General features: G+C 35.6%; 21 protein-coding genes, 1 tRNA gene and 1 pseudogene. 12 read left to right on the forward strand and 11 right to left on the reverse strand.

Going from position 1 to position 23,336, the window contains the following annotated elements; genetic code table 11:
- Positions 1 to 70 precede the first annotated feature (70 nt).
- A complete protein-coding gene (locus ACFIK2_RS09220) occupies positions 71 to 1,690 on the forward strand; it encodes an acyl-CoA dehydrogenase family protein (protein ID WP_375677211.1) in 1,620 nt (539 codons plus the stop codon).
- On the opposite strand, the gene ruvX is transcribed toward ACFIK2_RS09220, so the two are convergent.
- Positions 1,675 to 2,154, reverse strand: coding sequence for a Holliday junction resolvase RuvX (ruvX, locus tag ACFIK2_RS09225; protein WP_375611932.1), 480 nt, complete (start codon positions 2,152 to 2,154; stop codon positions 1,675 to 1,677). The genes ACFIK2_RS09220 and ruvX overlap by 16 nt on opposite strands.
- Before the next feature lie 147 nt (positions 2,155 to 2,301).
- On the opposite strand from ruvX, the gene gatC reads away from it, so the two are divergent.
- A complete protein-coding gene (gene gatC, locus ACFIK2_RS09230) occupies positions 2,302 to 2,589 on the forward strand; it encodes an Asp-tRNA(Asn)/Glu-tRNA(Gln) amidotransferase subunit GatC (protein WP_375634126.1) in 288 nt (95 codons plus the stop codon).
- Positions 2,590 to 2,620: 31 nt separating this feature from the next.
- Complete coding sequence (gatA, locus tag ACFIK2_RS09235) at positions 2,621 to 4,105, forward strand: Asp-tRNA(Asn)/Glu-tRNA(Gln) amidotransferase subunit GatA (protein ID WP_375677212.1); 1,485 nt, start codon at positions 2,621 to 2,623, stop codon at positions 4,103 to 4,105.
- Positions 4,106 to 4,199: 94 nt separating this feature from the next.
- On the opposite strand, the gene ACFIK2_RS09240 is transcribed toward gatA, so the two are convergent.
- The 5 genes from ACFIK2_RS09240 to ACFIK2_RS09260 form a co-directional block, all read right to left on the reverse strand.
- On the reverse strand, positions 4,200 to 4,910 hold the full coding sequence (locus ACFIK2_RS09240) for an ABC transporter ATP-binding protein (RefSeq protein ID WP_375634650.1): 711 nt from the start codon (positions 4,908 to 4,910) through the stop codon (positions 4,200 to 4,202).
- On the reverse strand, positions 4,897 to 5,679 hold the full coding sequence (locus ACFIK2_RS09245) for an ABC transporter ATP-binding protein (RefSeq protein WP_375611930.1): 783 nt from the start codon (positions 5,677 to 5,679) through the stop codon (positions 4,897 to 4,899). The genes ACFIK2_RS09240 and ACFIK2_RS09245 overlap by 14 nt, the downstream gene beginning before the upstream one ends.
- The gene (locus tag ACFIK2_RS09250) at positions 5,676 to 6,734 is read right to left on the reverse strand and encodes a branched-chain amino acid ABC transporter permease (protein ID WP_375677213.1); all 1,059 of its coding nucleotides are present in this window, start codon (positions 6,732 to 6,734) and stop codon (positions 5,676 to 5,678) included. Before ACFIK2_RS09250 ends, ACFIK2_RS09245 begins: the two co-directional genes overlap by 4 nt.
- On the reverse strand, positions 6,734 to 7,810 hold the full coding sequence (locus ACFIK2_RS09255) for a branched-chain amino acid ABC transporter permease (RefSeq protein ID WP_375634122.1): 1,077 nt from the start codon (positions 7,808 to 7,810) through the stop codon (positions 6,734 to 6,736). The genes ACFIK2_RS09250 and ACFIK2_RS09255 overlap by 1 nt, the downstream gene beginning before the upstream one ends.
- A gap of 115 nt (positions 7,811 to 7,925) precedes the next feature.
- Positions 7,926 to 9,059: an ABC transporter substrate-binding protein gene (locus ACFIK2_RS09260; protein ID WP_375634120.1), complete on the reverse strand. Its 1,134-nt coding sequence runs from the start codon at positions 9,057 to 9,059 to the stop codon at positions 7,926 to 7,928.
- Between the two features lie 323 nt (positions 9,060 to 9,382).
- On the opposite strand from ACFIK2_RS09260, the gene ACFIK2_RS09265 reads away from it, so the two are divergent.
- The 4 genes from ACFIK2_RS09265 to ACFIK2_RS09280 all read left to right on the forward strand — a co-directional run bounded on the left by ACFIK2_RS09265 (position 9,383) and on the right by ACFIK2_RS09280 (position 12,321).
- The gene (locus ACFIK2_RS09265; protein WP_375634118.1) at positions 9,383 to 9,958 is read left to right on the forward strand and encodes a cold-shock protein; all 576 of its coding nucleotides are present in this window, start codon (positions 9,383 to 9,385) and stop codon (positions 9,956 to 9,958) included.
- Positions 9,959 to 10,206: 248 nt separating this feature from the next.
- The gene (locus ACFIK2_RS09270; RefSeq protein ID WP_375634116.1) at positions 10,207 to 10,719 is read left to right on the forward strand and encodes a DUF192 domain-containing protein; all 513 of its coding nucleotides are present in this window, start codon (positions 10,207 to 10,209) and stop codon (positions 10,717 to 10,719) included.
- Positions 10,716 to 11,489 (forward strand): alpha/beta fold hydrolase, encoded by a 774-nt coding sequence (locus ACFIK2_RS09275; protein ID WP_375634114.1) that lies wholly within the window; start codon positions 10,716 to 10,718, stop codon positions 11,487 to 11,489. Before ACFIK2_RS09270 ends, ACFIK2_RS09275 begins: the two co-directional genes overlap by 4 nt.
- A gap of 619 nt (positions 11,490 to 12,108) precedes the next feature.
- Positions 12,109 to 12,321 carry a DUF3126 family protein gene (locus tag ACFIK2_RS09280; protein ID WP_375621268.1) on the forward strand — a complete coding sequence of 71 codons (213 nt, stop codon included), beginning with the start codon at positions 12,109 to 12,111 and terminating at the stop codon, positions 12,319 to 12,321.
- 44 nt (positions 12,322 to 12,365) lie between these two features.
- On the opposite strand, the gene radC is transcribed toward ACFIK2_RS09280, so the two are convergent.
- From radC to sfsA, 3 genes are read right to left on the reverse strand one after another with little or no spacing between them, the layout of a single operon-like run.
- Positions 12,366 to 13,160 (reverse strand): DNA repair protein RadC, encoded by a 795-nt coding sequence (radC, locus tag ACFIK2_RS09285; RefSeq protein ID WP_375613419.1) that lies wholly within the window; start codon positions 13,158 to 13,160, stop codon positions 12,366 to 12,368.
- 17 nt (positions 13,161 to 13,177) lie between these two features.
- A complete protein-coding gene (gene map / locus ACFIK2_RS09290) occupies positions 13,178 to 14,008 on the reverse strand; it encodes a type I methionyl aminopeptidase (protein WP_375634112.1) in 831 nt (276 codons plus the stop codon).
- Positions 14,001 to 14,717 carry a DNA/RNA nuclease SfsA gene (gene sfsA / locus ACFIK2_RS09295; protein WP_375655177.1) on the reverse strand — a complete coding sequence of 239 codons (717 nt, stop codon included), beginning with the start codon at positions 14,715 to 14,717 and terminating at the stop codon, positions 14,001 to 14,003. Before sfsA ends, map begins: the two co-directional genes overlap by 8 nt.
- A 302-nt stretch (positions 14,718 to 15,019) precedes the next feature.
- On the opposite strand from sfsA, the pseudogene ACFIK2_RS09300 reads away from it, so the two are divergent.
- The 4 genes and pseudogenes from ACFIK2_RS09300 (at position 15,020) to ttcA (ending at position 18,609) form a co-directional block, all read left to right on the forward strand.
- A pseudogene (locus ACFIK2_RS09300) lies at positions 15,020 to 15,857 on the forward strand (RNA methyltransferase).
- The gene (gene murI, locus ACFIK2_RS09305) at positions 15,850 to 16,677 is read left to right on the forward strand and encodes a glutamate racemase (RefSeq protein WP_375636756.1); all 828 of its coding nucleotides are present in this window, start codon (positions 15,850 to 15,852) and stop codon (positions 16,675 to 16,677) included. Before ACFIK2_RS09300 ends, murI begins: the two are co-directional and overlap by 8 nt.
- 170 nt (positions 16,678 to 16,847) lie before the next feature.
- Positions 16,848 to 17,465: a 30S ribosomal protein S4 gene (gene rpsD, locus ACFIK2_RS09310; RefSeq protein ID WP_273722651.1), complete on the forward strand. Its 618-nt coding sequence runs from the start codon at positions 16,848 to 16,850 to the stop codon at positions 17,463 to 17,465.
- Positions 17,466 to 17,733: 268 nt separating this feature from the next.
- Entirely contained in the window at positions 17,734 to 18,609 is an 876-nt protein-coding gene (gene ttcA / locus ACFIK2_RS09315; RefSeq protein WP_375636753.1) for a tRNA 2-thiocytidine(32) synthetase TtcA, read from the forward strand.
- A 539-nt stretch (positions 18,610 to 19,148) separates the two neighbouring features.
- On the opposite strand, the gene rimO is transcribed toward ttcA, so the two are convergent.
- Positions 19,149 to 20,462 carry a 30S ribosomal protein S12 methylthiotransferase RimO gene (rimO, locus tag ACFIK2_RS09320; RefSeq protein WP_375634653.1) on the reverse strand — a complete coding sequence of 438 codons (1,314 nt, stop codon included), beginning with the start codon at positions 20,460 to 20,462 and terminating at the stop codon, positions 19,149 to 19,151.
- A gap of 461 nt (positions 20,463 to 20,923) precedes the next feature.
- Positions 20,924 to 21,628: a transcriptional repressor LexA gene (gene lexA / locus ACFIK2_RS09325; protein ID WP_375634102.1), complete on the reverse strand. Its 705-nt coding sequence runs from the start codon at positions 21,626 to 21,628 to the stop codon at positions 20,924 to 20,926.
- A 1,201-nt stretch (positions 21,629 to 22,829) separates the two neighbouring features.
- On the opposite strand from lexA, the gene ACFIK2_RS09330 reads away from it, so the two are divergent.
- A tRNA-Lys gene (locus ACFIK2_RS09330) sits at positions 22,830 to 22,905 on the forward strand.
- Positions 22,906 to 23,336 lie beyond the last annotated feature (431 nt).

A 23,336-nucleotide genomic window follows, 5' to 3' on the forward strand; every position in this document is an offset into this window, starting at 1 on the left:
ATAAATGATTCTTAACTCTAAAAAGACAAATAGTCTATGATATGAATGATTTGAAAGTAGGAATATACCTATGAGTGCTGTATCTGCGCAAAATACTCGTCGAAAAAATACCTTTCTTAGCGATACGCTTATGTTTCGTATTGCTTCTACTTTGCCTAAGTTTTTGTTAGCAAGTTTTGAAGAAATAGGGGATTTTGCCGCGAGTCGAGAAGCATGGAAACTTTCTTGCTTATCGAATCATTATAAGCCTTTACTATGCTATAATGATGAATGGGGGCAACCAACAGAAAGATTAGAGATCCATTCTTCCTATCAAGCTCTTCAACAATATTCTAGACAAGCAGGTTTGGTTACCTCGCTTTGGGAAAATACGAGCTCAGAAAATGGAGTACGCTATCAAGCGCGTGCGATTCGTTTAGCTTTATCTGCTGGTTTAGAAACAGGACATTTGAATGAAGTTATCATAACGAGTGCAGCTATTGCTGTTTTAATTAGTGATATTGAGCTCTTCAAAAAATGGCAAAATGTACTTTTATCACGCCAATATGATTCCTCATCAAAGCCTATTCATCATAAAAAGGCTGCTTCTCTAACTTGTGCATTTGACGATATTGAAAAATACGCTTTCAATTTTCCAAGTGTTAAGAAAATTTCTTTCGATGAAAGTATGGAACGTGATCTATATCGTTTAAATGTTGTAAAAACCAACGTTATTAATCCTACCGCTGACGGATATCTTGTTAGTGCAGATTTAGATGGTCATTTAAGTTGTTTTTTTATTCCACGCATACAAGAAAATGGCGCATTAAATGGATCTATATCGATTCGTCATTTAATTCAGCGATCTGGAGAACTTTTAACACCAGAGGGGGTTGTCGACTTCCAAGGCAGTTATGGCTGGCTTTTGGGAAATGCTGGAGAAGGGCTTAAAGTTATTAAAGATATCGAGACGATGATGCGTTTCGATCAATCTGTCATATCGGCAGGTGTTTTACGAGCGGCTCTTCAATTTGGTATGGATTTTTTCCGGAAAAAAATGCCTAATCAGCCGTTACCTCCACTGACAGAACGTATTTTTGCAGATATTGCATTAGATATAGCTGCCTCACAAGCATTGGTTTTGCGTTTAGCGAGAGCATTTGACAATGCAGCAAATGACCGTTCTGAAGCAGCTTTTGCCCGCATTATGACACCTATTATTGCTTATCATGTAAGTCAATTGGTTGTGCCTATTATTGGTGAAATTATTGCACAACTTGGTATTGAAAGTTTTATAGAGAATAATCCATTATCACAAATGTTGCATAATGGGCCTGCGCGAATTGTGAGAAATAGTTCTGCTAATCAATTGGTAAAGGATACCATTCTTATTGCTGAAAAAGCACCGGGATTGTTTCAGAAATTGTTGGAAAAAATTGCTCTTGATATTGGACCAGCGGGACCCCGAGCAATTGAAATTATTAAGTCAGCAGGTGATATGGCATCAGCAAATGAAGGTGCAGGAAGATTTTTTGTTGAACAAGTAGCTTATGCAGCAGCAGCAGCAGCATTACGTTCTACAGACATAGAACATGTTGCGAATGCCTATATGGAAAGCCGCCTTGGGGGACAATGGAGATCTTCTTACGGGATGCTCATTGCACGATATAATGCAGGGCATTTGCTCAATGTCCTCTATCCTTCCATATGATGAAAGTTTTGAATTCTATTGAGAGCACCTTGCAATATAAAAGCGGCGGCTGCCGAATCAATACGGCTTGCTCTTTTAGCGCGCGATACATTCATTTCTAAAAGAGACCGTTCCGCAGCAATTGTTGATAAACGTTCGTCCCAAAAAACAAATGGAATTTTTGTATAAGCTTTCATATTGCTCACAAAAGCTCTGGTTGCTTGAACACGAGAGCCACTGCTTCCATTCATGTTAAGAGGTAAGCCAATGATAATAACGCCTACATTTTCACGGTCAAAAATTTTAATAAGTGTGTAAGCATCTTCTGTAAATTTTTTTCGCTGTAGTACAGGACGCGGATTTGAGACAGTCAGCCCCATATCAGAAATCGCAATTCCGATAGTTTTTGTCCCTAAATCTAAGCCTGCTATTGTTTGTCTAGGCAAAAGATGTTTTATAACTTCATCTATATTAATAACAGTCATAAAGGTATAATACGTTTTTTAATGTTTCAGATCTATAGTTATATTCTTTATTCATGTTATCTAATATTCTTGCACTTACAAGTGCAGCCTTGTATAGCCAGAATAAAGATCAATAAATAAACAAAAAAGCAGAAAGGCGTAAAGAGTATGTCTGTTGATCAAGAGACAGTCAAGCGGATAGCACATTTAGCAAGGATTGCCCTCCACGATGATGAGATAGAACCTGTGACAAAAAAAATCAATGCTATTTTAGGTTTTGTAGAGCAATTGAATGAAGTTGATGTCAGTGGAGTTGAGCCATTAACATCTGTGATGCCGATGACACTACGAATGCGTGAAGATAGTGTTACAGATGGCGATAAAGCAGCAGATATTGTAGCCAATGCCCCTGTTACAGAAGAAAATTTTTTTCTTGTCTCAAAAATTGTTGAGTAACTTTTTATATTTTTGAAATTTGAGAACCAATATGACTGATTTAACAACTCTCACAATTGCGCAAGCTCGTGATGCTCTAACAAAGAAAAATCTCAAAGCAACAGAATTAACGGAAGCTTATTTACAAGCAATAGAGTTGGCAAATCCAACTTTGAATGCTTATGTAACAATAACAGCAGAACAGGCAATGAAAATGGCTGCTGAATCAGACAGTCGCTTAGCGAAAGGACAAGGAGGGCTTTTGGAAGGAATTCCCTTGGGGATTAAAGATCTTTTTGCAACCTATGGTGTTCATACTCAAGCCTGTTCAAATATCCTTGATGGTTTTAAACCGCACTATGAATCAACTGTCACGGCTAATTTATGGCAAGATGGTGCTGTGATGTTAGGAAAACTTAATATGGATGAGTTTGCTATGGGCTCATCCAACGAAACATCATATTATGGTCCCGTTATTAGTCCATGGAGAAAAAAAGGCTCAAATGAAAAACTCGTACCCGGTGGTTCTTCGGGGGGATCCGCAGCCGCTGTTGCTGCACAAATTTGTGCTGGTGCAACTGCAACCGATACAGGTGGCTCAATACGTCAACCAGCAGCTTTTACTGGAACTGTAGGAATAAAGCCAACTTATGGACGTTGTTCGCGATGGGGCGTTGTCGCGTTTGCTTCATCTCTTGATCAAGCTGGACCTGTTGCTAGAGATGTTCGTGATTGTGCTATCTTACTCAGATCAATGGCCTCTTTTGATGAAAAAGATTCTACTTCCGTCAATTTACCAGTTCCTGATTATGAAAGTTATCTTGGTCAATCAATCAAAGGAATGAAAATCGGTATTCCAAAAGAATATCATGTGGATGGAATGTCTTCAGAAATTATTGAGCTTTGGCAAAAAGGAATAAATTGGTTAAAAGAAGCAGGTGCTGAGATTAAAGATATTTCTTTGCCCCATACAAAATATGCTCTACCTTCTTATTACATTATAGCTCCTGCAGAAGCCTCTTCTAATTTAGCGCGTTATGATGGTGTGCGTTTTGGTTTGCGCATGCCTGGAAAAGACATCATTGAGATGTATGAAAATACGCGTTCTGTTGGTTTTGGTGATGAAGTCAAACGGCGCATTCTGGTTGGGACTTATGTTCTTTCATCAGGTTATTATGATGCCTGTTATTTAAGAGCTCAAAAAGTAAGAACACTCGTAAAACGTGATTTTGATCAATGTTTTGCTTCAGGCATTGATGCTATTTTGACACCAGCAACACCAACACCTGCTTTTGGTATTGCTGATGAAAAAATAAAAAATGATGCTGTAGCAATGTATCTTAATGATATTTTTACGGTACCAGTTAATATGGCTGGTTTACCAGGAATTTCTGTTCCTGCTGGTCTGTCATCAAATGGTTTACCTCTAGGATTGCAATTGATTGGTAAACCTTTTTCTGAAGAAGTCATTTTTCAGATAGCGCACATTATTGAACAAGAAGCAGGAATATTCAGTGCAGAAAAATGGTGGATGTAATAGTCAAAATTCACAAAGGAGCATTTCTCATCCTTAATGAGAAATGCTTTTTTAAAAGGTGGAGGGATGAGCTCTATTTCCTTAATTCGTAGTCTTACCCACCAAGATAGGCTTCTTTAACACGCGAATCAGAGAGCATAGTTTTTCCTTCACCGTGAAATAAAATATGTCCTACCTCTAAAATATAAGCATAGTCAGCTATGGAAAGTGCAGCAAATGCATTTTGTTCAATAAGAAGAACAGTTTTTCCCATATCATTAATTTTTCGAATAATCGAAAAAATTTCTTGAACGAGAAGTGGTGCTAACCCCAACGAGGGTTCATCTAATATGACCATATCAGGATTGCTCATAAGTGCACGGCCCACAGCAACCATCTGTTGTTCACCACCTGACATTGTTCCTCCCAACTGTTTTGCTCTTTCACGTAGGCGCGGAAAAAGGTCAAATATCCATTCAATATCACGGGAAATTCCCTGCTTATCGTGACGAATATAAGCGCCTAGATGAAGATTCTCTAAAACAGTGAGATGGGGCATGATACGTCGTCCTTCAGGGCTTAGAGCAATCCCTAATCGCAAAATCTCTTCTGGTGATTTTTTAATAATAGATTTGCCATTATAGGTAATTTCTCCATAAACAGAGCGATTAAGCCCTGTAATAGAACGTACAATACTGCTTTTTCCTGCACCATTGGCTCCAATTAAAGTGACAATACTGCCCCGCTTTATGGACATAGAAAGATTTTGGACAGCTTTAATGGCGCCATAATGAACGTAAAGATTTTTTATTTTAAGAATATCCATAAACATCTCCGCCAAGATAAGCTTCAATAACTTTAGGGTTATTACGAATTTCATCTGGTGTACCACTGGCAATGCAACAGCCATATTCCATAACCAAAATATGTTGGCAAAGTCCCATAACCACTTTCATATCGTGCTCAATAAGAAGAATTGTAAGATCAAAGTCTTTTTGCACTTTTGCTATGAATTTTCTAAGATCTTCACTTTCTTGTGGATTCATGCCAGCAACAGGTTCATCAAGAAGAAGCAATTTGGGCTTTGTGGCTAACGCACGTGCAATTTCTAGACGTCGTTGCACACCATAAGGTAAAGCTGTTGCCGATTGATTGGCAAGGTGATCAAGTTGTAGCTGTTCAAGGAGCTCCAAGGAATTTTTATAAACTTCCTTCTTTTCTTTTATTGCTTTTGAAAAAAAGAGAGCTGAAGAAAACCAAGGATATTTTTGTCGAACATGCGCTCCTACCATAACATTCTGCAAAACCGTTAACCCTGAGAAAAGACGAATATTTTGAAATGTTCTGGCAATATGGCTTCTACAGATAATATAAGGAGACGCTCCAGAAATTTTTTTCTCATCAAAAAGAATGATGCCGCTTGTAGGAGCATAAAATCCAGAAATCATATTGAAAACTGTTGTTTTTCCAGCACCATTGGGACCAATTAATCCAGTAATACTTCCTCGTTTAATTGCCATATTAACATTATTTACAGCAACTAATCCGCCAAAACGCATTACAATATTATTGAGTGAAAGGATATTGTCGTTCATAGCTTTCCCTCAGTATTAGAAAGCTTTTTGCGTGTCAAAAAGCTATAAATTCCATTCCATGAAAATTCTCGTTGTCCCATTAACCCTTTTCTCCAAAACAAGATAATTACCAGCAATAAAAGGGAAAAAACAACCATACGAAGCCCTGGGGTTTCTGGAATATGTATAAAACCTAAGTCAAATGGACTTTCAATAATACGAAGCCATTCAAGCATGACTGTAATAATAGTGCTGCCAATAATGCTCCCTGTAATTGAACCGAGACCACCAGCAACAACAATCATTAAAATATTAAAAGTCAGAAGAAAATTAAACATTTTTGGATCAATGGTTGAAATAAGAGCCGCCATTAATGCGCCACCTATACCTGCAAAAAACGCTCCAACAGTAAAGGAAAAACTACGGTAGAAAAAAGCATTAATTCCCATAGTTTTCGCAGCTATTTCATCATCACGAATAGCACGTAATACGTTACCAGTATTACTTTGCAGTAAGAGGACAATAAAGAGAACTGTAAATGCTAGCCAACCATAGTTCCACCATAATGTTGCATTTTGAGGTATTCCTTTGATTCCCAAAGAGCCATTTGTGAGCGATGTTGCGTTCGTAATGACAATGCGAATAATTTCCGCAAAACCTAATGTTGCAATTCCAAGATAATCGCCACCAAGACGCAATATTGGTAAAGCAATTAATAAACCTACAACAGCAGCACACAAACCACTTACAACAACAGCGATAAAAAAAGGTAACTGCAAATGATATAATGGTTCAGCAATAGGCTCAAGAATCCACATCATTTCTTTTTGTTCAGGGGAAAGAAGTAAAATTGCGCAAACATAAGCACCAATAGCCATAAATCCAGCATGTCCAAGAGAAAACATACCTGTGAAACCGTAAATCAAATTAAGCGAAATTGCCAATATCGCATTAATAGCAATCAGATTGATGATACGAAGCGTATAGTCATTAAAATGGCTATCAGCATAAAATAAAAAACCTATGAGAACTAAAACACTTATACACGATAAAACAGTTGTCGCTGACTTTGCCATTAGATTTTCTCCTGATTTCTTTTACCCATTAATCCTGTGGGCAATATCAATAGAATCAGAATCAATAAAATGAAAGCGAAGGCATCTCGATATCCAGATAGCGCAGGGAAAAATGCGATAATCATAATTTCAATAAACCCTAATAATAATCCTCCCAACATTGCACCTGGTATCGAACCAATACCTCCAATAACAGCAGCGATAAATGCTTTGAGACCAGGAAGAACACCCATATAAGGCTGAATTTGAGGATAACGTAAAGACCACATAATACCAGCTATGGCGGCAAGAGCTGAGCCTATTCCAAATGTAAACGCAATAACTTTATTGACAGACACACCCATCAAACGTGTTGTTTCAATATCATGGGAGATTGCGCGCATAGCAAGACCCGGTTTTGTTTTATGGATAATCCATAATAGTAATAAAATAAGAATTAATGACACAAAGGGAACGATCAGAGACATGGGAGCAATTCTGATGATACCATCTGCTCCTGATCCTAGATGCCATAAAAATGGTGTTACAAGAAAATCTGGCTGTTGTACACCTTTCGGAACACCACTAAAGAGTACAGTAGCAAGATTTTCAATAAAAAAAGAAACACCAATTGCACCGATAAGTGCCGAAATACGCGGAGCATGGCGTAGAGGTTTATAAGCAAATTGATCAACAGCAACACCCACAGCACTTGTAATAAAAATGGAAAAACAAAGAGCTAAAACCCAAATCGGTGTAAAATCTTGCGGGGAAATTTTAAAATAATAAACAAATCCTAGCGCAAGAATTAAAAAAGCAGCAATCCAATAAATTGGAGGACGCCTTTTAAAGCCTATAAAGACCGAATAATAAACAAGAGCAGCAAAAAACAAAAGAAGAAAAGCTACCCAAGCAGGCATAAAGCCAATTGTGGAAAAGAAAACAAAATATGCTCCCAGCATAAAGATATCACCGTGAGCAAAATTAATGAGTCTCAGTATACCGTAGACCATGGTGTAGCCAATAGCAATAAGCCCATAAAGAGATCCCAATGCCAGTGCATTAAAAAAGTACTGGATGAACATTTCAGTGCTCATCTCTCATCCTTCCACATTTGTTAATTTACATAGGATAATAAGAAATTTCTAAGTTTTTGGTTGAGAAAAAAAATCCTCAACCAATTCTTGCATTTTAGTAAATAAAACTTTTTAATTAAAAAGCAGGTTTAACTTCTTCTAAATAAACACGTTTTCCATCCTGTATTTTAATGATACCAATAGGAATTTTAGGGTTATGATTTTCATCCATTGACATATCCCCAAAGGGGGTAGGAAAATCTTTTAATTTGCTAAGTGCGATAGTAATTTTTTCACGATCAGTGCTACCAGCATTTTCAATAGCCTTCATAAACATCATATAACTCGTGTATCCCAAAACAGAATTGATATTTGGCTCTTTGTCCGGGTAAGCTTTTTTCCATTCTTTTGTGAATTCTTGCGCAGCTACTGACATATTTGGCATATACTCACTATAGGGAAGTGTCGTATGTAAGAAACCTTCTGCAGCTTTTCCTGCAATCGTAATGGTTTCTGGATTATCCATAGCATCTCCACCCATAATTTGAAACTTCGCCCCTAATTCTCGTGCTTGTTTCATGATGATAGCACCTTCAGAAAAGTAAGATGGAATGAATAAGATATCAGGTTTCTGGGCGATAATTTGCGTGAGAACAGCTGAAAAGTCCTGATCTCCAGAATTATAATTTAAATTTGAGATAACTTCACCACCTAATTTTTTGAAAGCACGCGTAAAATAACTTGCAAGACCAATAGCATAATCGCTTGAAATATCTTTAAGGATAGCAGCCTTTTTTGCGTGTAAAGTTTGGCTTACATAAGTTGCGATTCCTACTCCTTGATAGGAATCAATAAAGCAAGCACGAAAGTAATATTTTTTACCCTGTGTAACAAGGGGACTTGTTGAGGACGTTGCAATGGTTGGAGTTTTTGCCTTTTCAGATATTTCACCACCTGCTAACGAGAGTGAAGAACCATAGCTACCAATGATTCCACTCACTTTTTCACTTGCTGTTAAACGCATAACAGCATTAGCCGCTTCTACTTTATCAGATTTGTTATCAATAATAACAAGTTCCACTTTACGTCCTAAAATTTCTGGAACTTTTTTATGGGCTAATTCTATACCTCTAATTTCAAGCTGACCTCCAAATGCATTTTGACCACTTAATGGAAGATAAACACCAATCTTAATAGGTTCACTCGCATAAACATTTGCTGTAAATGCCATAAATGCTGCGATTATCGTAAGGATTTTCTTCAATTGCATTGCGCATTTTCCTTAATTGAATTGTCGTTTTTTCACCTTATATTGAACTTCTTCATCATGCAAGTTACACATTAATCAAAATATCATTATGTAAAAAAACTTTTATATGACCTCTTTTGTAGGGCACCCCTTGTAAGGTATGTAAAGTGTACAATCAAATAGTTTTATAAATATTCATGTTGATATTCTCTGACATTAACATAGAAGATACGACAATGTGGGGAAATCTTATCTTGGGGCTTGCGTGTTGATACAAGAGCAATGTTTACTTAAACTTAGAGAATCAATATCGTACAATTTATAAGCTACAGGATCACGTTATTATGACGAGTAAGGATGCATTAAAGGGTTGTTCCCCATCTGAGGATAGTATAGGTGCTTGTGGGGAGATTATCGAAATCAGTGGTGTCATTAAGTGGTTTGATGGTAGTAAGGGGTATGGATTTATTGTACCTGATTTACCTCATTTTCCCGATATATTATTGCATGTTACGGTAATGCGAAGGGATGGTTTTCAAACAGCTTTAGAGGGAGCTAAAGTCATTTGTGCTGTGGAAAAAACTGAACGAGGGTTAAAGTGTGTTCAGGTGAAATCCATAGATTGTTCTTCAGCAATTCATCCATCAGAAGTTCCTGCCCGTACCCATGTTGTTGTTACTCCAGAAAGTGGACTAGAACGAGCAATTGTTAAATGGTTTAATCGTGACAAAGGATACGGTTTTCTTAGCCGTGGGCAAGGAACAGAAGATATTTTTATTCATATGGAAACATTGCGCCGTTTTGGTTTAGCAGAGCTTCGTTCTGGCCAAGTTGTTCTTGTACGTTTTGGTAAAGGAGAAAAAGGTTTAATGACAGCAGAGATTTATCCGGACATAGGCATTCCTTTAGCTACGCATTGAATTTCACGAGTGAAATCAGTATGTTTTCTATATTTTTAAAGATTGTTGTTCCGTAAATTGCTATAGAGGTAGATTTTTAAAGAAAATATGGCTCTCGTGAATCCATAAACCAAATGAAGAAAATTTCGCATATTACGTTGAAAGAAACTAGAAAATAACAAGGAAGCAATCCTCTTTTTTTGACTTTTAAACTCTGGTACCTTTTATTTAGAAACAAAATTTAAAATTTTTTTGTGGTGGAGACAAGAATGTTAAAGCCTTTTAAAAAGGGGCATATTGTTTTATTGGTGATGCTTTTTATGTTAGATATGCGTGTTGTTGTAGCAAAGGAGCCCATAGAGATTCCTGTGCATCCAATTCCTTTAGAAATACATACAAAGCAAGGTTCGGTTTTTTATAAGGTAGAGATTGCTTTTACGCCATCTCAAGCAGCAGCTGGTTTAATGTATCGAACTGATTTTCCACGCGATCGTGCAATGCTCTTTAAGCAGCTAAAAAGTTCTCGATCGGGAGATGAGCAGAAAATTTTTATGTGGATGGCAAATACGCCTTTACCTTTAGATATGATTTTCTTAAACTCTGAGGGAATTATTGTATCGATTATTGAAAATACTTCTCCACTTTCAACAAATACCATTTCATCAGAAGTTCCTGCAGCTTTTGCACTTGAAATTAACGCTGGTGAAGTTTCTAAAAAAAAGATACAAAAAGGACAACGTGTTATTCATCCTGTACTTTGTGGAAAGTGCAATAAAAAATGACCGCTGAAGATATTCGTTTTTTTGAATATAATGGTTTGCGATTTGCTTATCGAGAAGAAGGGCAGGGCGCGCCTATTTTGTTGATCCATGGTTTTGGATCTTCTGCACGGGTGAATTGGTATGCAACGGGTTGGTTTCGTATTCTCACTGAAGCAGGATATCGTGTTATTGCTCTTGATAATCGCGGTCACGGAGATTCAGTTAAAAGTTATGATCCTGTCTTTTATACACCTCAAGCTATGGCTGGCGACGCAGTAAAGTTACTGCAGCATTTAGAGTTATCTAAAGCCCATGTTATGGGATATTCTATGGGGGCTCGTATTAGTGCTTTCATGGCTCTTTTGCATCCAACATATGTACACAGTGTTATTTTTGGTGGTTTAGGTATTGGTATGGTGACGGGAGCAGGAAATTGGGAGCCTGTTGCTGAGGCCCTTTTAACAGAAGATATTTCCACTATTACCAATACGCGCGGTTTAATGTTCCGTAAATTTGCAGATCAAACGAAAAGCGATAGGCGTGCTCTTGCTGCTTGTATCATTACATCAAAACAGGAGTTAACGGTGTCTGAAGTTTACAAAATCAAACAACCAGCACTTGTTGCCGTTGGTTCATTAGATGAAATTGGCGGTGATGCAGAGCCATTGGCAGCCTTGTTGCCTTGTGGTAAAGCTTTATCAATTCCTGATCGAGATCATATGTTTGCTGTAGGCGATAAAGTTTATAAAAAAGGCGTTATCGATTTTCTTTCTCGTTATCCTATAAAATAAGAACTCTTCATAGCTTTTAGAATTTACAGAAATACCCAATATTTTTATTTCGTATAAATTGAAAAAAGCTTATTAAAAAATCTTTCTGTTGTGACATAAGTTTTTATAAAAAATGAAAAGAAAAATAAACTCTTATTAGCTTATTTTGTATATTTTCCAGAGACGTAATTCTTCTAAGATTAGATAATTATAATTTAAAGGTTATTAAAAAGAATTATTTTCGAATGATGTAATAAATATTTTTTGCTAAAAAATGTAGTTTTAAATAAAAAAATATTTTTATTTGTATTTTTTATAAAATAAACAAAATTATAAATTATTGATCAATTTATTTTTACGAATATGCGTTTTAAATACAGATGCTAAAATTGGAGATAAAGTAAAATTATTAAAAATATACAGTTTTTTTTTGCCATTTTTTAATCTATACGGGTATATTTAATAATGATAGACTCCTTTTGTAAACGTTCTTTATGAATGCATAAAGAACGTTGTGAATATATGTAATATTAAGTAAATATTCAGATTATGCTTTTTTACTGACGTTACAGAATCATAAGAGTGTCTTATTTGCACGACACGCAATTATTTTAATCGTTTCAAAAAACAGGAGAGCATAGTGAATGCTGATGAAATAAAAAAACTTGATAATTATTTTAAAAATATATTCCAAAACTCAGCATTGCAAGTCAGAGCACGGCCTAAAAAGAGTGATTCTTGTGAGGTTTATATGGGAGATGAGTTTTTAGGCATTATCTATCGAGATGAAGATGAAGATGAGCTCTCCTATAATTTCTCAATGGCTATATTAGATATTGATTTAGAAAATTGATTCGTTATTCATAGTTGAATGAAGTCTTTTTTATCCCATAAGATTTATATAAGTTTTAACGCTTTAAAACTCGTATGGTTATTTCGTGCAATAATAAGATGGTCATGGATAATAATTCCTAATGCATTTGCTGCATCTTTTAATCTATATGTCATTGTTATATCTGCATTAGAGGGGGTGGAATCGCCAGAAGGGTGATTGTGGACTAAGATAAGTCCTGATGCGGATAACTCTAAAGCTCGAGAAATAACTTCACGAGGATAAACAGGGGTATGATCAATGGTTCCAGTTTGTTGTACCTCATCAGCAAGTAAGCCGTTTTTCTTATCAAGAAACAAAATACGAAATTGTTCACGTGTTTCGTGAGCCATAACAGCTTTACAATACGCTAACACTTTATCCCATGATGAAAAAATATCGCGCTTAAACAATTGCGCACGAGCAAGACGTCCAGCAACATCTGAAATAATTTTTAAATCAACTGCAGTGGCGGGACCACATCCTGGAATTTCTTGAAGTCGGTGAATATCCGCTCCCAACACATCAGCTAATGAACCAAAACGTGCTATCAAATTTTTAGCTATGGGTTTTGTGTTTGCACGGGGTATTGTGCGAAAAAGCAATAATTCAAGATATTCATAATCTTCAATTGCATTTCCTTTTGACTTTAAATAGCGCTTCCGAAGACGTTCACGATGGCCTTGATAATGTTTATGAAGCTGTGCGTTTTTCTGAGGCTCTTCACTTTTTCTTTCTGATACTGGGGTGAGTGGAGAACTCGATGTTAATGCAAAGTGATTACTTTGAGTATCTTCCTTTTGATTTAATTTTTTAGCCATAACATCTCTACATTGCGTTAGGTATGCGAATTTGGAATATAAAAAATATTTTTAGGAGATTGTGTAAATATTTCATACCCTTCATTTGTAACACCAATTGTATGTTCATATTGTGCTGTCAGAGAGCGGTCACGGGTAACAGCAGTCCAACCGTCAGATAAAATCTTAACTTGTGGTTTACCAAGGTTAATCATAGGCTCAATTGTAAACATCATACCTTGTTTTAATTCAACTCCTTCTCCAGGGGTTCCATAATGGAGGATATTGGGAGCATCATGAAAAAGCTGGCCGATACCATGTCCGCAAAAATCTCTCACAATTGAACAGCGTTCAGATTCAGCATACTGTTGAATGGCTGCCCCAATATCACCTGTCGTTGCTCCAGGCTTAACGACAGCGATTCCTTGCATAAGACTTTCATAGGTTATTTTTAGCAAGCGTTCTGCTGCACGCCTAATTTTTCCAACAGGATACATTCGGCTTGAATCCCCATGCCAACCATCAAGGATAAAGGTTACATCAACATTTACAATATCACCTTCTTGCAAAGGTCTTTTATTGGGAATGCCATGGCAGACAACGTGATTGATAGATGTACAGCATGAATGGCTGTATCCATGATAATTTAGATCAGCAGGAAGTGCTCCTCGCTTAGCTCCAAAAATAAATACAAAATCATCTATTTCTTGCGTAGTAACGCCCGGCTTAATAATATCTGTAAGCGCATCAAGGCATTCTGCAGCAATACGACCAACTTCACGCATTTTAGCAAAAGCATAATCATCGAAAATGCGGATTTTTCCATTAAATTTTAAAGGGATTTTATTATATTCGATATACTCAGTCATTGTTTCTTCTATTTTCTATTTTTACTCTCTGAATCGGAAAAATGCCTTCTACACTTACATGACACTTTACAGCATAACATTCTACTCCTGATTTTAATGCTAAATCAAATTTACGTCCATAGAGTGGATCAAGATCATGACAAATTGTAAAAGCTGAGCAATCTTCTCGTTGAATAATATAAAGCATAGCAGCTCGTTTTCCTTGTTGTACAACTCCTACGAGCTCATCAAGGTGACGTGCACCACGTTTTGTTTCGCTATCAGGAAATTCTGCTAATCCTTTCTGACGAATAAAATGAACATTTTTGACTTCTAGGTAACAATCAGGAAGAATGTCATCACGTAAAAGAAAGTCAATTCGTGATTGTGTCCCATAGCGTTGTTCTTTTAAAATTGTTTTATATCCACTTAATTCTGGTAGTAATCCGTTTTGAATTGCTTCTAACGCAAGTTTATTGGGTAAAGAAGTATTAATGCCAACCAAAGTATTATCGGCTTCAATAATTTCTAATTGATAGGCATATTTTCGTTTGATGTTGTTATGATAAGAAAGCCAAATATTGGTGTTGAAAGCTGTTAATCCAAGCATTGATCCTGTATTAGGTACAGACACGGTGAGGACATGCTGATCATCTTGTTGAACATCCGCAAGAAAACGTTTATAACGACGGATAAGCTTTGCAGGAAAAAGTTTGGGAATAAAGTGCATATCCCTTTTTTAGGATTTATGATTTCATAATTCAACTGAGATTATGATTTACAGGGGCTGTTCCCTATTAAAAAAGATAAAATTGATGTAAAAAACGCTACGATATCTTATATAAATTGTTATAAATTCCATCGTTCACTTTAATGGCTTTTAAAATTTATTATTAGGTTTAGAAACTATTATCTTTGAATGAAAAGATAGATTATCTATAATTTATTATTAAACAGCATTAGAGTATTGTGAAAAAGGTTTCGTAAAAATAGTGGAGAGGGAGATAGTTTAAGTGAAACTAGGTAAAATTGATGGCAGGAACGAATAGGAATCGTGAAAATTTAACAAATGGTCCCATTATTATTTTAGTTGAACCGCAGCTTCCTGAAAACATTGGTATGGTCGCAAGGGCAATGGCAAATTTTGGGCTTTCTAAGCTTCGATTAGTCAAACCTCGAGAAATGTTTCCAAATGAAAAAGCTAGAGCTGCTGCAAGTAAAGCTGATCATGTCATTAACAATGCTGTAATTTTTAACACATTACGTGATTCAATTGCAGATTTACACTATGTTTTTGCCACAACAGCACGTGAAAGATGTGGATTTAAAACTGTAAAAAGTGCTGTCGAAGCAGCAAGCGTATTACGTCAGCGTGAAAGTATCGGACATAAGACCGGGATTGTCTTTGGAAGAGAGAGATGGGGACTAGAAAATGATGAAATCAGCCTTGTTGATGAAATTATTACTTTTCCAGTTAATCCTGCTTTTGCGTCACTTAATATTGCGCAAGCGGTTCTTTTAATGTCTTACGAATGGATGAAAACTGGTTTAGAGAATGTCAGCGATACGGCATTTCGTGCAGCAGAGATGGAACCTGCAAATAAAACAATTTTCCATGGTTTTTTATCTCAGTTAGAAGAGGCTTTGAATATCCGTGGGTATTTTAGACCACCAGAACGTAAAGAAGTAATGCTTGCAAATTTGCGCTCTGTTTTTACGCGCGCTAACTTTAGTGAACCTGAGGTTCGTTTATTGCGAGGCATTATATCTTCTTTGGATCATTTTTCGCCACAATATCCACGGGGGAGTAGAGCACCGGAAGAGCGTGATCGTAAAAAAATTAAAAATAAGTGTGAAAACTAATGGATGAACGACCTGTTCTTTTTTTTGATAGCGGTATTGGTGGTTTAACAGTGTTCAGGGAAGCGCGTGTTCTTATCCCTGACATGCAATTTATCTATGTTGCTGATGATGCAGGATTTCCTTATGGAAATTGGAAAGAAAATATTTTGAAAGAGCGTATTTTGAAGATTTTTACAAATCTTTTAACACGTTACAATCCAGCTTTATGTGTGATTGCTTGCAACACTGTTTCTACACTGATGATAGCAGATTTACGACAGAATTTTCCTCATATCCCTTTTGTAGGAACGGTTCCTGCAATTAAATCAGCTGCTGAACAAACAAAATCTGGTTTTATTTCCGTATTAGCGACTCCTGGAACAGTTAAACGTGCTTATACAAATGAATTAATTAACTCTTTTGCTAGACAGTGTCATGTTCAGCTTGTAGGAAGTAAAAAGCTGGCTGGACTTGCTGAAGATTATTTACGGGGAAAATCAATCGATTCAGAAGAGTTAAGAAAAGAAATCCTGCCATGTTTTGTGGAAAAAAATGGACAATATACGGATGTTATTGTTTTAGCCTGCACACATTATCCTTTTTTGATTAATTTCTTTCGTGAACATGCTTTATGGTCCGTTGAGTGGATTGATCCGGCGAAAGCGATCGCCAAACATATCAGATCTTTATTACCATTGTCGGGAAAGATACACCATCAATATATAAAGAAATATCAAGATTTTGCGTTGTTGACATCGAAAAATATCACTTCTTTAACGGAGAATTTGTTTAAAGGATTTGGCTTAAAACTCATGAAAGGAGTTGACTTTGGGTTACGAGACCAATAATGATGATCTAGCTATTTTTTCAAGAAAATAGCATTAATTGACGTGTCCCGTGGATAACTTTGCATATTGATATGTTAAGGTATTCTGTCAGTCTTTAGTATTTAAAGGCAGAGGAGGGCGCGTTTCCTTGGGGTCTTAAGATCTCGTGTTTTATTTTATAAGGAAATGCGATGAGTAAACGCGAAACAACAAAGTATAAAATTGACCGTCGTATGGGAGAAAATATTTGGGGGCGTCCAAAATCTCCTGTCAATCGTCGTGATTATGGTCCAGGTCAGCATGGACAGCGTCGTAAAGGAAAACTTTCTGACTATGGGGTTCAGTTGCGCGCTAAACAGAAATTGAAAGGGTTTTATGGAGATATTTCAGAAAAACAATTTCATAAAACCTATGAAGAGGCAGCTCGTCGACGGGGCGATACTGGCGAAAATCTTATCGGTCTGTTAGAATCACGTTTGGATGCTGTTGTTTATCGTGCAAAATTCGTACCTACGATTTTTGCTTCTCGCCAATTTATCAATCACGGTCATGTTAATGTCAATGGGCGGCGCACAAACATTCAATCTTATCGTTGTAAACCAGGTGATGTTATTGAGGTTCGGGAAAAATCGAAACAACTTGTTTTAGTGTTAGAATCAGTGCAATTGGCAGAACGTGATGTCCCTGATTATATTGAAGCAGATCATAAACAGATGAAAGCAACCTTTACACGTATTCCTGCTTTTGCAGATGTTCCTTATGCTGTGCAAATGGAACCTAATTTGGTTGTTGAATTTTATTCTCGATAATTTTTCTGTAAGAGAAATTATTTCTCTCTTCTATTATGATAACTTCAAAATATTGTGTTATTCTTACAATATTTGAAGTTAATAAGTTCTTTTTGTAAATGGTTCTATATTAAGTTTATTGCTATGTTTTTATAGTCATAAATTTGTATAGTTCCATTTCTTTTTTATGTATCTAATTTATAAATTCAAAAAACATAAATGTAAGCTTGCTTTAATATTTGTTTTTATCTTTGCAAAACGAGCCGTTTATTGTGCAGGATATGGTATTATGAATGATGTTTCAGTTGAATATCAGGCAATAGAAGAAAACAAAGGGAGAGATGATCCTTTAATAAGCGAAGCAGATAATTGTCATCCAATGTTTCGTGTTGCTCCTTCAAGCGTAGAATTTAATAAATTGCGCAAACGACTTTTACGTCATATGCGACAAGCTTTGGATGATTTTTCTATGCTCTCTACAGGGAAAAAATGGCTTGTTGCTTTATCGGGTGGAAAAGACTCTTATGGTTTATTAGCGCTTCTTTTAGACTTAAAGTGGCGAGGTCTTTTATCCGTTGAAATTCTTGCCTGTAATCTTGATCAAGGGCAACCAGGATTTCCTGAGCATATTCTTCCAGATTTTTTAAGTTCTTATAAAATTCCATATCGTATTGAATATCAGGATACTTATTCCATTGTTACAGATAAATTGGCAGAGTCGCAGACATATTGTTCACTTTGTTCTCGATTACGACGTGGTAATCTCTATCGTATTGCACGTGAAGAGGGATGTTCTGCATTAGTTTTAGGTCATCATCGTGATGATGTTTTAGAAACATTTTTTATGAATTTGTTTCATGGTGGTCGATTAGCTGCTATGCCTGGAAAACTTAAAAATGATGAAGGAGATCTTTTTGTGTTACGTCCTCTTGTTTATGCTGCTGAGGAAGATATGGAAAAATTTTCTCAAGAAATGCAATTTCCAATTATTCCTTGTAATCTTTGCGGTAGTCAAGATGGATTACAACGTAATGCAATGAAAGAAATGCTGAAAAATATAGAAAGACAAATGCCAGGACGTAAAGATACGATGATTCGCGCTTTAACAAATGTACGCCCAAGTCATTTGCTTGATAAGAAATTCTTTGATTTTAAAACGTGTTAATAAAAATTAGATATTAAAAAAAATAAGTTCAAAGAATTTACGATAAGATACTTATTTATAATGATAATTTATTGTTTTTTAATTTAAATACCGTCAGATTGTTTTGTTTCAAATTCTCTTATATTGCATCTATAAAAAACATCTGCCTGCATATCACAAAGGAAATTCTTGTGTGCATAAAACACTCTTGAAAAAAGTTTCCTTTCACTAACCAATGACTGTCGTAATATGAAAAATGGGAAAATAGTACGGTTGTCGATTTGCTCTTTTGTTAATTAAAAATGGTGAACCTTGTGGATTTTATTCTTTTGCGCCGCTGTCACCGCCATTTAAAGCTCATTTAAGGCATTAAATTAAGAGAATATATAACTGCTTTGTATTTTGGGAGTGTATAGCAAACATTCAGAGCAAGGATTGCTCGTAAATTCTCATGAAGTGAGCTATATAAGTGATCAAGTTCGATTGTGAGTAGCTGATCTTTTTATAAACCGATGCTAATAGAAATCTTCATCATTGAGGACAGGGAAGGAGTTAAATTTTTAAACTGCTATACCATAAAGGTCATAGGCATCCGATTGTTCGATTTTAACGGTGACAAATTCACCAACACGCAGTGGGCGTCGTGATGATATATGGACAACACCATCTATTTCTGGAGCATCGTACTGACTACGTCCTTTGGCAACTTTTCCTTGACTTTCATCGATAAGCACTCGGAGTCTTTTTCCAATTTTTTTCTTTAAAAGATGTGTAGAAATTTGTTGTTGTCTTGCCATAAAACGATGCCAGCGGTTTTCTTTCACCTCTTCAGGAATATTTTCTAATCCCAAATCATTTGCGGCAGCTCCTTTTACTTCTTCATATTTAAAGCACCCCGCGCGTTCAATTTTTGCTTCTTCTAGCCATTCTAGAAGTATATTAAAATCTTCATTCGTTTCACCAGGAAAACCAACGATAAATGTTGATCGCAAAGTAAGATCTGGACATATTTTCCGCCATTTTTCAATTCTACGATTTGTTTTTTCCATAAGTGCGGGACGCTTCATGTGATGCAAAACAGTCGGTGATGCATGCTGAAAAGGTATATCCAGATAAGGAAGAATTTTTTTTGCAGCCATAAGTTCGATAACTTCATCAACATGGGGATAAGGATAAACGTAATGCATACGTACCCAAATACCCATATCGCCTAGTTCACGACAAAGATCAAAGAATTTCGTTTTGATTGTACGATCTTTCCAAGAATTTTCGAGATATTTAAGATCAATACCATAAGCACTCGTATCTTGTGAAATAACCAAAAGTTCTTTTACACCCGCTTGCACGAGTTTTTCAGCTTCACGAAGAACATCGCTGATGGGACGTGAAGTGAGATCACCACGCAAAGTAGGGATGATACAAAAACTACACCGATTAGAGCATCCTTCAGAAATCTTTAAGTAGGCGTAATGGCGAGGTGTTAAACGAATACCTTGGGGAGGAACTAAATCAAGAAAAGGATCATGAACAGGAGGAATTGCTGTATGAACAGCTTCTATAACGCTTTCATAAGCTTGCGGTTTTGTAATAGCCAATACATTAGGATATGTTTGGCGAATAGCATCAGGATCAGCACCAAGACACCCTGTTACAATAACTTTTCCATTTTTTTTAAGAGCTTCATCAATATTGGCTAATGATTCTCTCCTTGCCGAGTCAAGAAAACCACAGGTATTCACAATAACGACATCAGCTCCTTGATGTTGACGTGAAATATCATACCCTTCAGAGCGAAGGCGTGTAATAATTCGCTCAGAATCTACGAGTGCTTTTGGGCATCCGAGGGAGACAAAACTAATACGAGGTGCTACCATAATGATCCTACAATTACTATGAATGATTGAGTTACGCTTTTATTAACTTAAAAATAATGTTCTTTATTTTTATACCTATGCAATACAATCTGTTACAAAGTTATTTGATTTTTTTCTACAAAATTTTATATGTTTTTATGCATGCATACAATTTTGTCTTATTATATCGTAAAATTCCGTCATTGAGGATGATGATATAAGGCTGCTTCCTTCAAAGCATTTAAGTTCTTTTCAAAGTACGTGGTGAATATTTTAAAACTTACTTGTCAAGCCTTGCGTAAGAGAAGGACATGGAGGGGAAGGGGAAAGTGAAACCCGCTCGATAAGGATCTGGATTGTTTATAAACCTAATTGGGGGCATCCTTTGGCTGTGGAGAAGAAGTCAATTGCGTGTGGCACAATAAAAAAATGCTCAACAGTTTCTTACTGCGATATCTATCGCGTACTATAAGGTTTATTTTTTAATATTTTCGAATAAGACCGGTAAGTTTGCCTTGTATTTCTACACGCTCGGATTCGTATGTCCGTACTTCATAATGAGGATTTGCAGCTTCTAATGCAATAGAAGCTCCTTTGCGTCGATAACGTTTTAATGTGGCTTCTTTTTTATCAATAAACGCAACAATAATTTCACCTGTTATTGCTGTATTTTGACGTTTCACAATGATCGTATCTTTATCAAGGATACCAGCCTCCATCATAGAATCATCTTTAACTTCTAATGCGTAGTGCTCACCTGTATTAACCATATCGAGTGGAAGAGAAAGGCTGTTTATTTGTTGCAGTATAGCAGAGGCGGGTACGCTTGCAGAAATACGTCCCATAATAGGAATGGTGATATTTTTTTTTTCTTCTTCATCAAAGGGACTCAAACTTTTTGATATTTCTCTTTTCTTTCTTTCTATCATACTGGGAGAAATTTTACGTGCTAAAGAAAGGTTAAATGTTATTTTTTCAGGGAGTCGAATCACCTCCACAGCACGAGCACGATTGGGCAAGCGACGTATAAAACCTCGTTGTTCTAAGGCTATAATGAGCTTATGAATACCAGACTTTGAAGAAAGTTCTAATGCATTTTTCATTTCTTCAAAAGAAGGAGGAACACCAGTTTCTTTTATATGGTTATGAATAAACAAGAGTAGCTCATATTGTTTACATGTTAACATTCAATATTCCAATCAAAATAATAAAAATTAGTAAAGTAAAAATACATTTATATATAGAACTTTTACAATTTTTATCGCCAAATCAAAATTATTTTCTTTGTTTTTGATCTTATCAATTTAATAAATCAATATTTTTATTTATAGATATATTTAAATTGTTATTTATATACTGTATATATACATTAATATTAAATAATGTATAAATATACTTTATAGTTCTGACTGAATTATCCAATACTAAATTTTGTGACTAGTATTATCCTTTTCTTCTAAAAATATATTTACGTATTTTGTAAATTTTAATATAAAAAAGTTAACTAGAAGGCATTCTATATATTCAGAACACTTAAAATCATTTTGCATACTGCATATTATTTCTGCTTTTTTATTCTTAGTAAAATTATCTACAGCTCTAATAGTGAGCATAATTTATAGTCATTCGGGATATTTTCAATGAGACTAAATTTTGCTTCATATCTACTTTATTCTATAGGATAAATTGGCTTTCGTTATTATTCATTATACATGAACAAAAATCATACTCTCAAAGCCATTGTTGCTCATTGTTCCATTTTCAAGTCTAACGTGTCAACCGCTATATACTATTTTCATGACCCCTAATGTTGCGATAATTTTTGGTTATTAAAAGGAGGCATAAAAGGTATTTTCATTTCTTTTTTATAGTTTTATTCTCTCACTTATATCGGTCAAGAAAATGCTTTTTATTGTTTCAATATAAAAAAGATTTGAAATGAGAAAAACTTACATTATTTGAGACTTTTCACTCAAGTAAAAAATGATAAATTATTATAAATCAATATATTATCTTATAAAGCTGTATTCATATTTGAAAATTGAACACTAAGATATAAAAATAATATTATAATAAAAGGTATTTTTTCTTCTCTACCCATTATGCTCAACAACCCATGTGAGGGGAAGGGGGTATTTCTCATAATTTTAACGCTTCGAATCTATGCAATATTTTGCAGTGAAATTTTTCCTTTATTGAAACTTCAAAAAGAAGATTAAAGAGTACTTATACAATGATGAAGTAAAGGGGCGAAAACGGAAAATTATTGATAACTGAAGAAAATAATAATATTTTTTTTCAAAAGGTGTTGACCAAATGGAAAGTCAACCGTATGTTCCCTTCACTTTCTGCAAACTAGATAGTATGCAAACTAGATAGCTTGTGTGAGAGCGCGTAGCTCAGCTGGTAGAGCAACTGACTTTTAATCAGTAGGTCCAGGGTTCGAATCCCTGCGCGCTCACCAAATTTAAGTAATATCAATAGGCTATAAAAAATTTAAGAATCTTTTTTTGATTCTTTTTGAAGTTTTTATTGATTCTATTTTTATCAGCTGTTTTGGAATAGAGCGATGTTATGCTGTCTCCTTTCCAACAAAAAAGAGCTTTAAGCTTATGGATAGGGTTGTACCTGCGTTGGCAGCACATGTGGTTTCTAATTTTCTCAATCCATAGGTGTTTTTTTTAATATCCACTGCATTACATGATTCGCAAAACAGTTGCTAAAATCACCACTTATTCACACTTATATTATGAAATGAATTTTCTATAAGATGTTGATTTGTTTAACTTTTAATCTTTTTAATATCTACTAGACTACATTTATTTCGTATGAAAACCATAAAAAGATTAACAATACGTTAATTTCTTGGTAAAAGGGGACAATTCAAGAGTGGTA

It is taken from the genome of Bartonella sp. AP88XZML (assembly GCF_042195565.1).
Lineage (GTDB): Bacteria > Pseudomonadota > Alphaproteobacteria > Rhizobiales > Rhizobiaceae > Bartonella.

What these genes read in the sequence shown, in the direction of transcription:
- ACFIK2_RS09220 (WP_375677211.1), top strand. Translation starts at nt 71, where the DNA reads ATGAGTGCTGTATCTGCGCAAAATACTCGTCGAAAAAATACCTTTCTT.
- ruvX (WP_375611932.1), bottom strand. Translation starts at nt 2,154, where the DNA reads ATGACTGTTATTAATATAGATGAAGTTATAAAACATCTTTTGCCTAGA.
- gatC (WP_375634126.1), top strand. Translation starts at nt 2,302, where the DNA reads ATGTCTGTTGATCAAGAGACAGTCAAGCGGATAGCACATTTAGCAAGG.
- gatA (WP_375677212.1), top strand. Translation starts at nt 2,621, where the DNA reads ATGACTGATTTAACAACTCTCACAATTGCGCAAGCTCGTGATGCTCTA.
- ACFIK2_RS09240 (WP_375634650.1), bottom strand. Translation starts at nt 4,910, where the DNA reads ATGGATATTCTTAAAATAAAAAATCTTTACGTTCATTATGGCGCCATT.
- ACFIK2_RS09245 (WP_375611930.1), bottom strand. Translation starts at nt 5,679, where the DNA reads ATGAACGACAATATCCTTTCACTCAATAATATTGTAATGCGTTTTGGC.
- ACFIK2_RS09250 (WP_375677213.1), bottom strand. Translation starts at nt 6,734, where the DNA reads ATGGCAAAGTCAGCGACAACTGTTTTATCGTGTATAAGTGTTTTAGTT.
- ACFIK2_RS09255 (WP_375634122.1), bottom strand. Translation starts at nt 7,810, where the DNA reads ATGAGCACTGAAATGTTCATCCAGTACTTTTTTAATGCACTGGCATTG.
- ACFIK2_RS09260 (WP_375634120.1), bottom strand. Translation starts at nt 9,059, where the DNA reads ATGCAATTGAAGAAAATCCTTACGATAATCGCAGCATTTATGGCATTT.
- ACFIK2_RS09265 (WP_375634118.1), top strand. Translation starts at nt 9,383, where the DNA reads ATGACGAGTAAGGATGCATTAAAGGGTTGTTCCCCATCTGAGGATAGT.
- ACFIK2_RS09270 (WP_375634116.1), top strand. Translation starts at nt 10,207, where the DNA reads ATGTTAAAGCCTTTTAAAAAGGGGCATATTGTTTTATTGGTGATGCTT.
- ACFIK2_RS09275 (WP_375634114.1), top strand. Translation starts at nt 10,716, where the DNA reads ATGACCGCTGAAGATATTCGTTTTTTTGAATATAATGGTTTGCGATTT.
- radC (WP_375613419.1), bottom strand. Translation starts at nt 13,160, where the DNA reads ATGGCTAAAAAATTAAATCAAAAGGAAGATACTCAAAGTAATCACTTT.
- map (WP_375634112.1), bottom strand. Translation starts at nt 14,008, where the DNA reads ATGACTGAGTATATCGAATATAATAAAATCCCTTTAAAATTTAATGGA.
- sfsA (WP_375655177.1), bottom strand. Translation starts at nt 14,717, where the DNA reads ATGCACTTTATTCCCAAACTTTTTCCTGCAAAGCTTATCCGTCGTTAT.
- murI (WP_375636756.1), top strand. Translation starts at nt 15,850, where the DNA reads ATGGATGAACGACCTGTTCTTTTTTTTGATAGCGGTATTGGTGGTTTA.
- rpsD (WP_273722651.1), top strand. Translation starts at nt 16,848, where the DNA reads ATGAGTAAACGCGAAACAACAAAGTATAAAATTGACCGTCGTATGGGA.
- ttcA (WP_375636753.1), top strand. Translation starts at nt 17,734, where the DNA reads ATGAATGATGTTTCAGTTGAATATCAGGCAATAGAAGAAAACAAAGGG.
- rimO (WP_375634653.1), bottom strand. Translation starts at nt 20,462, where the DNA reads ATGGTAGCACCTCGTATTAGTTTTGTCTCCCTCGGATGCCCAAAAGCA.
- lexA (WP_375634102.1), bottom strand. Translation starts at nt 21,628, where the DNA reads ATGTTAACATGTAAACAATATGAGCTACTCTTGTTTATTCATAACCAT.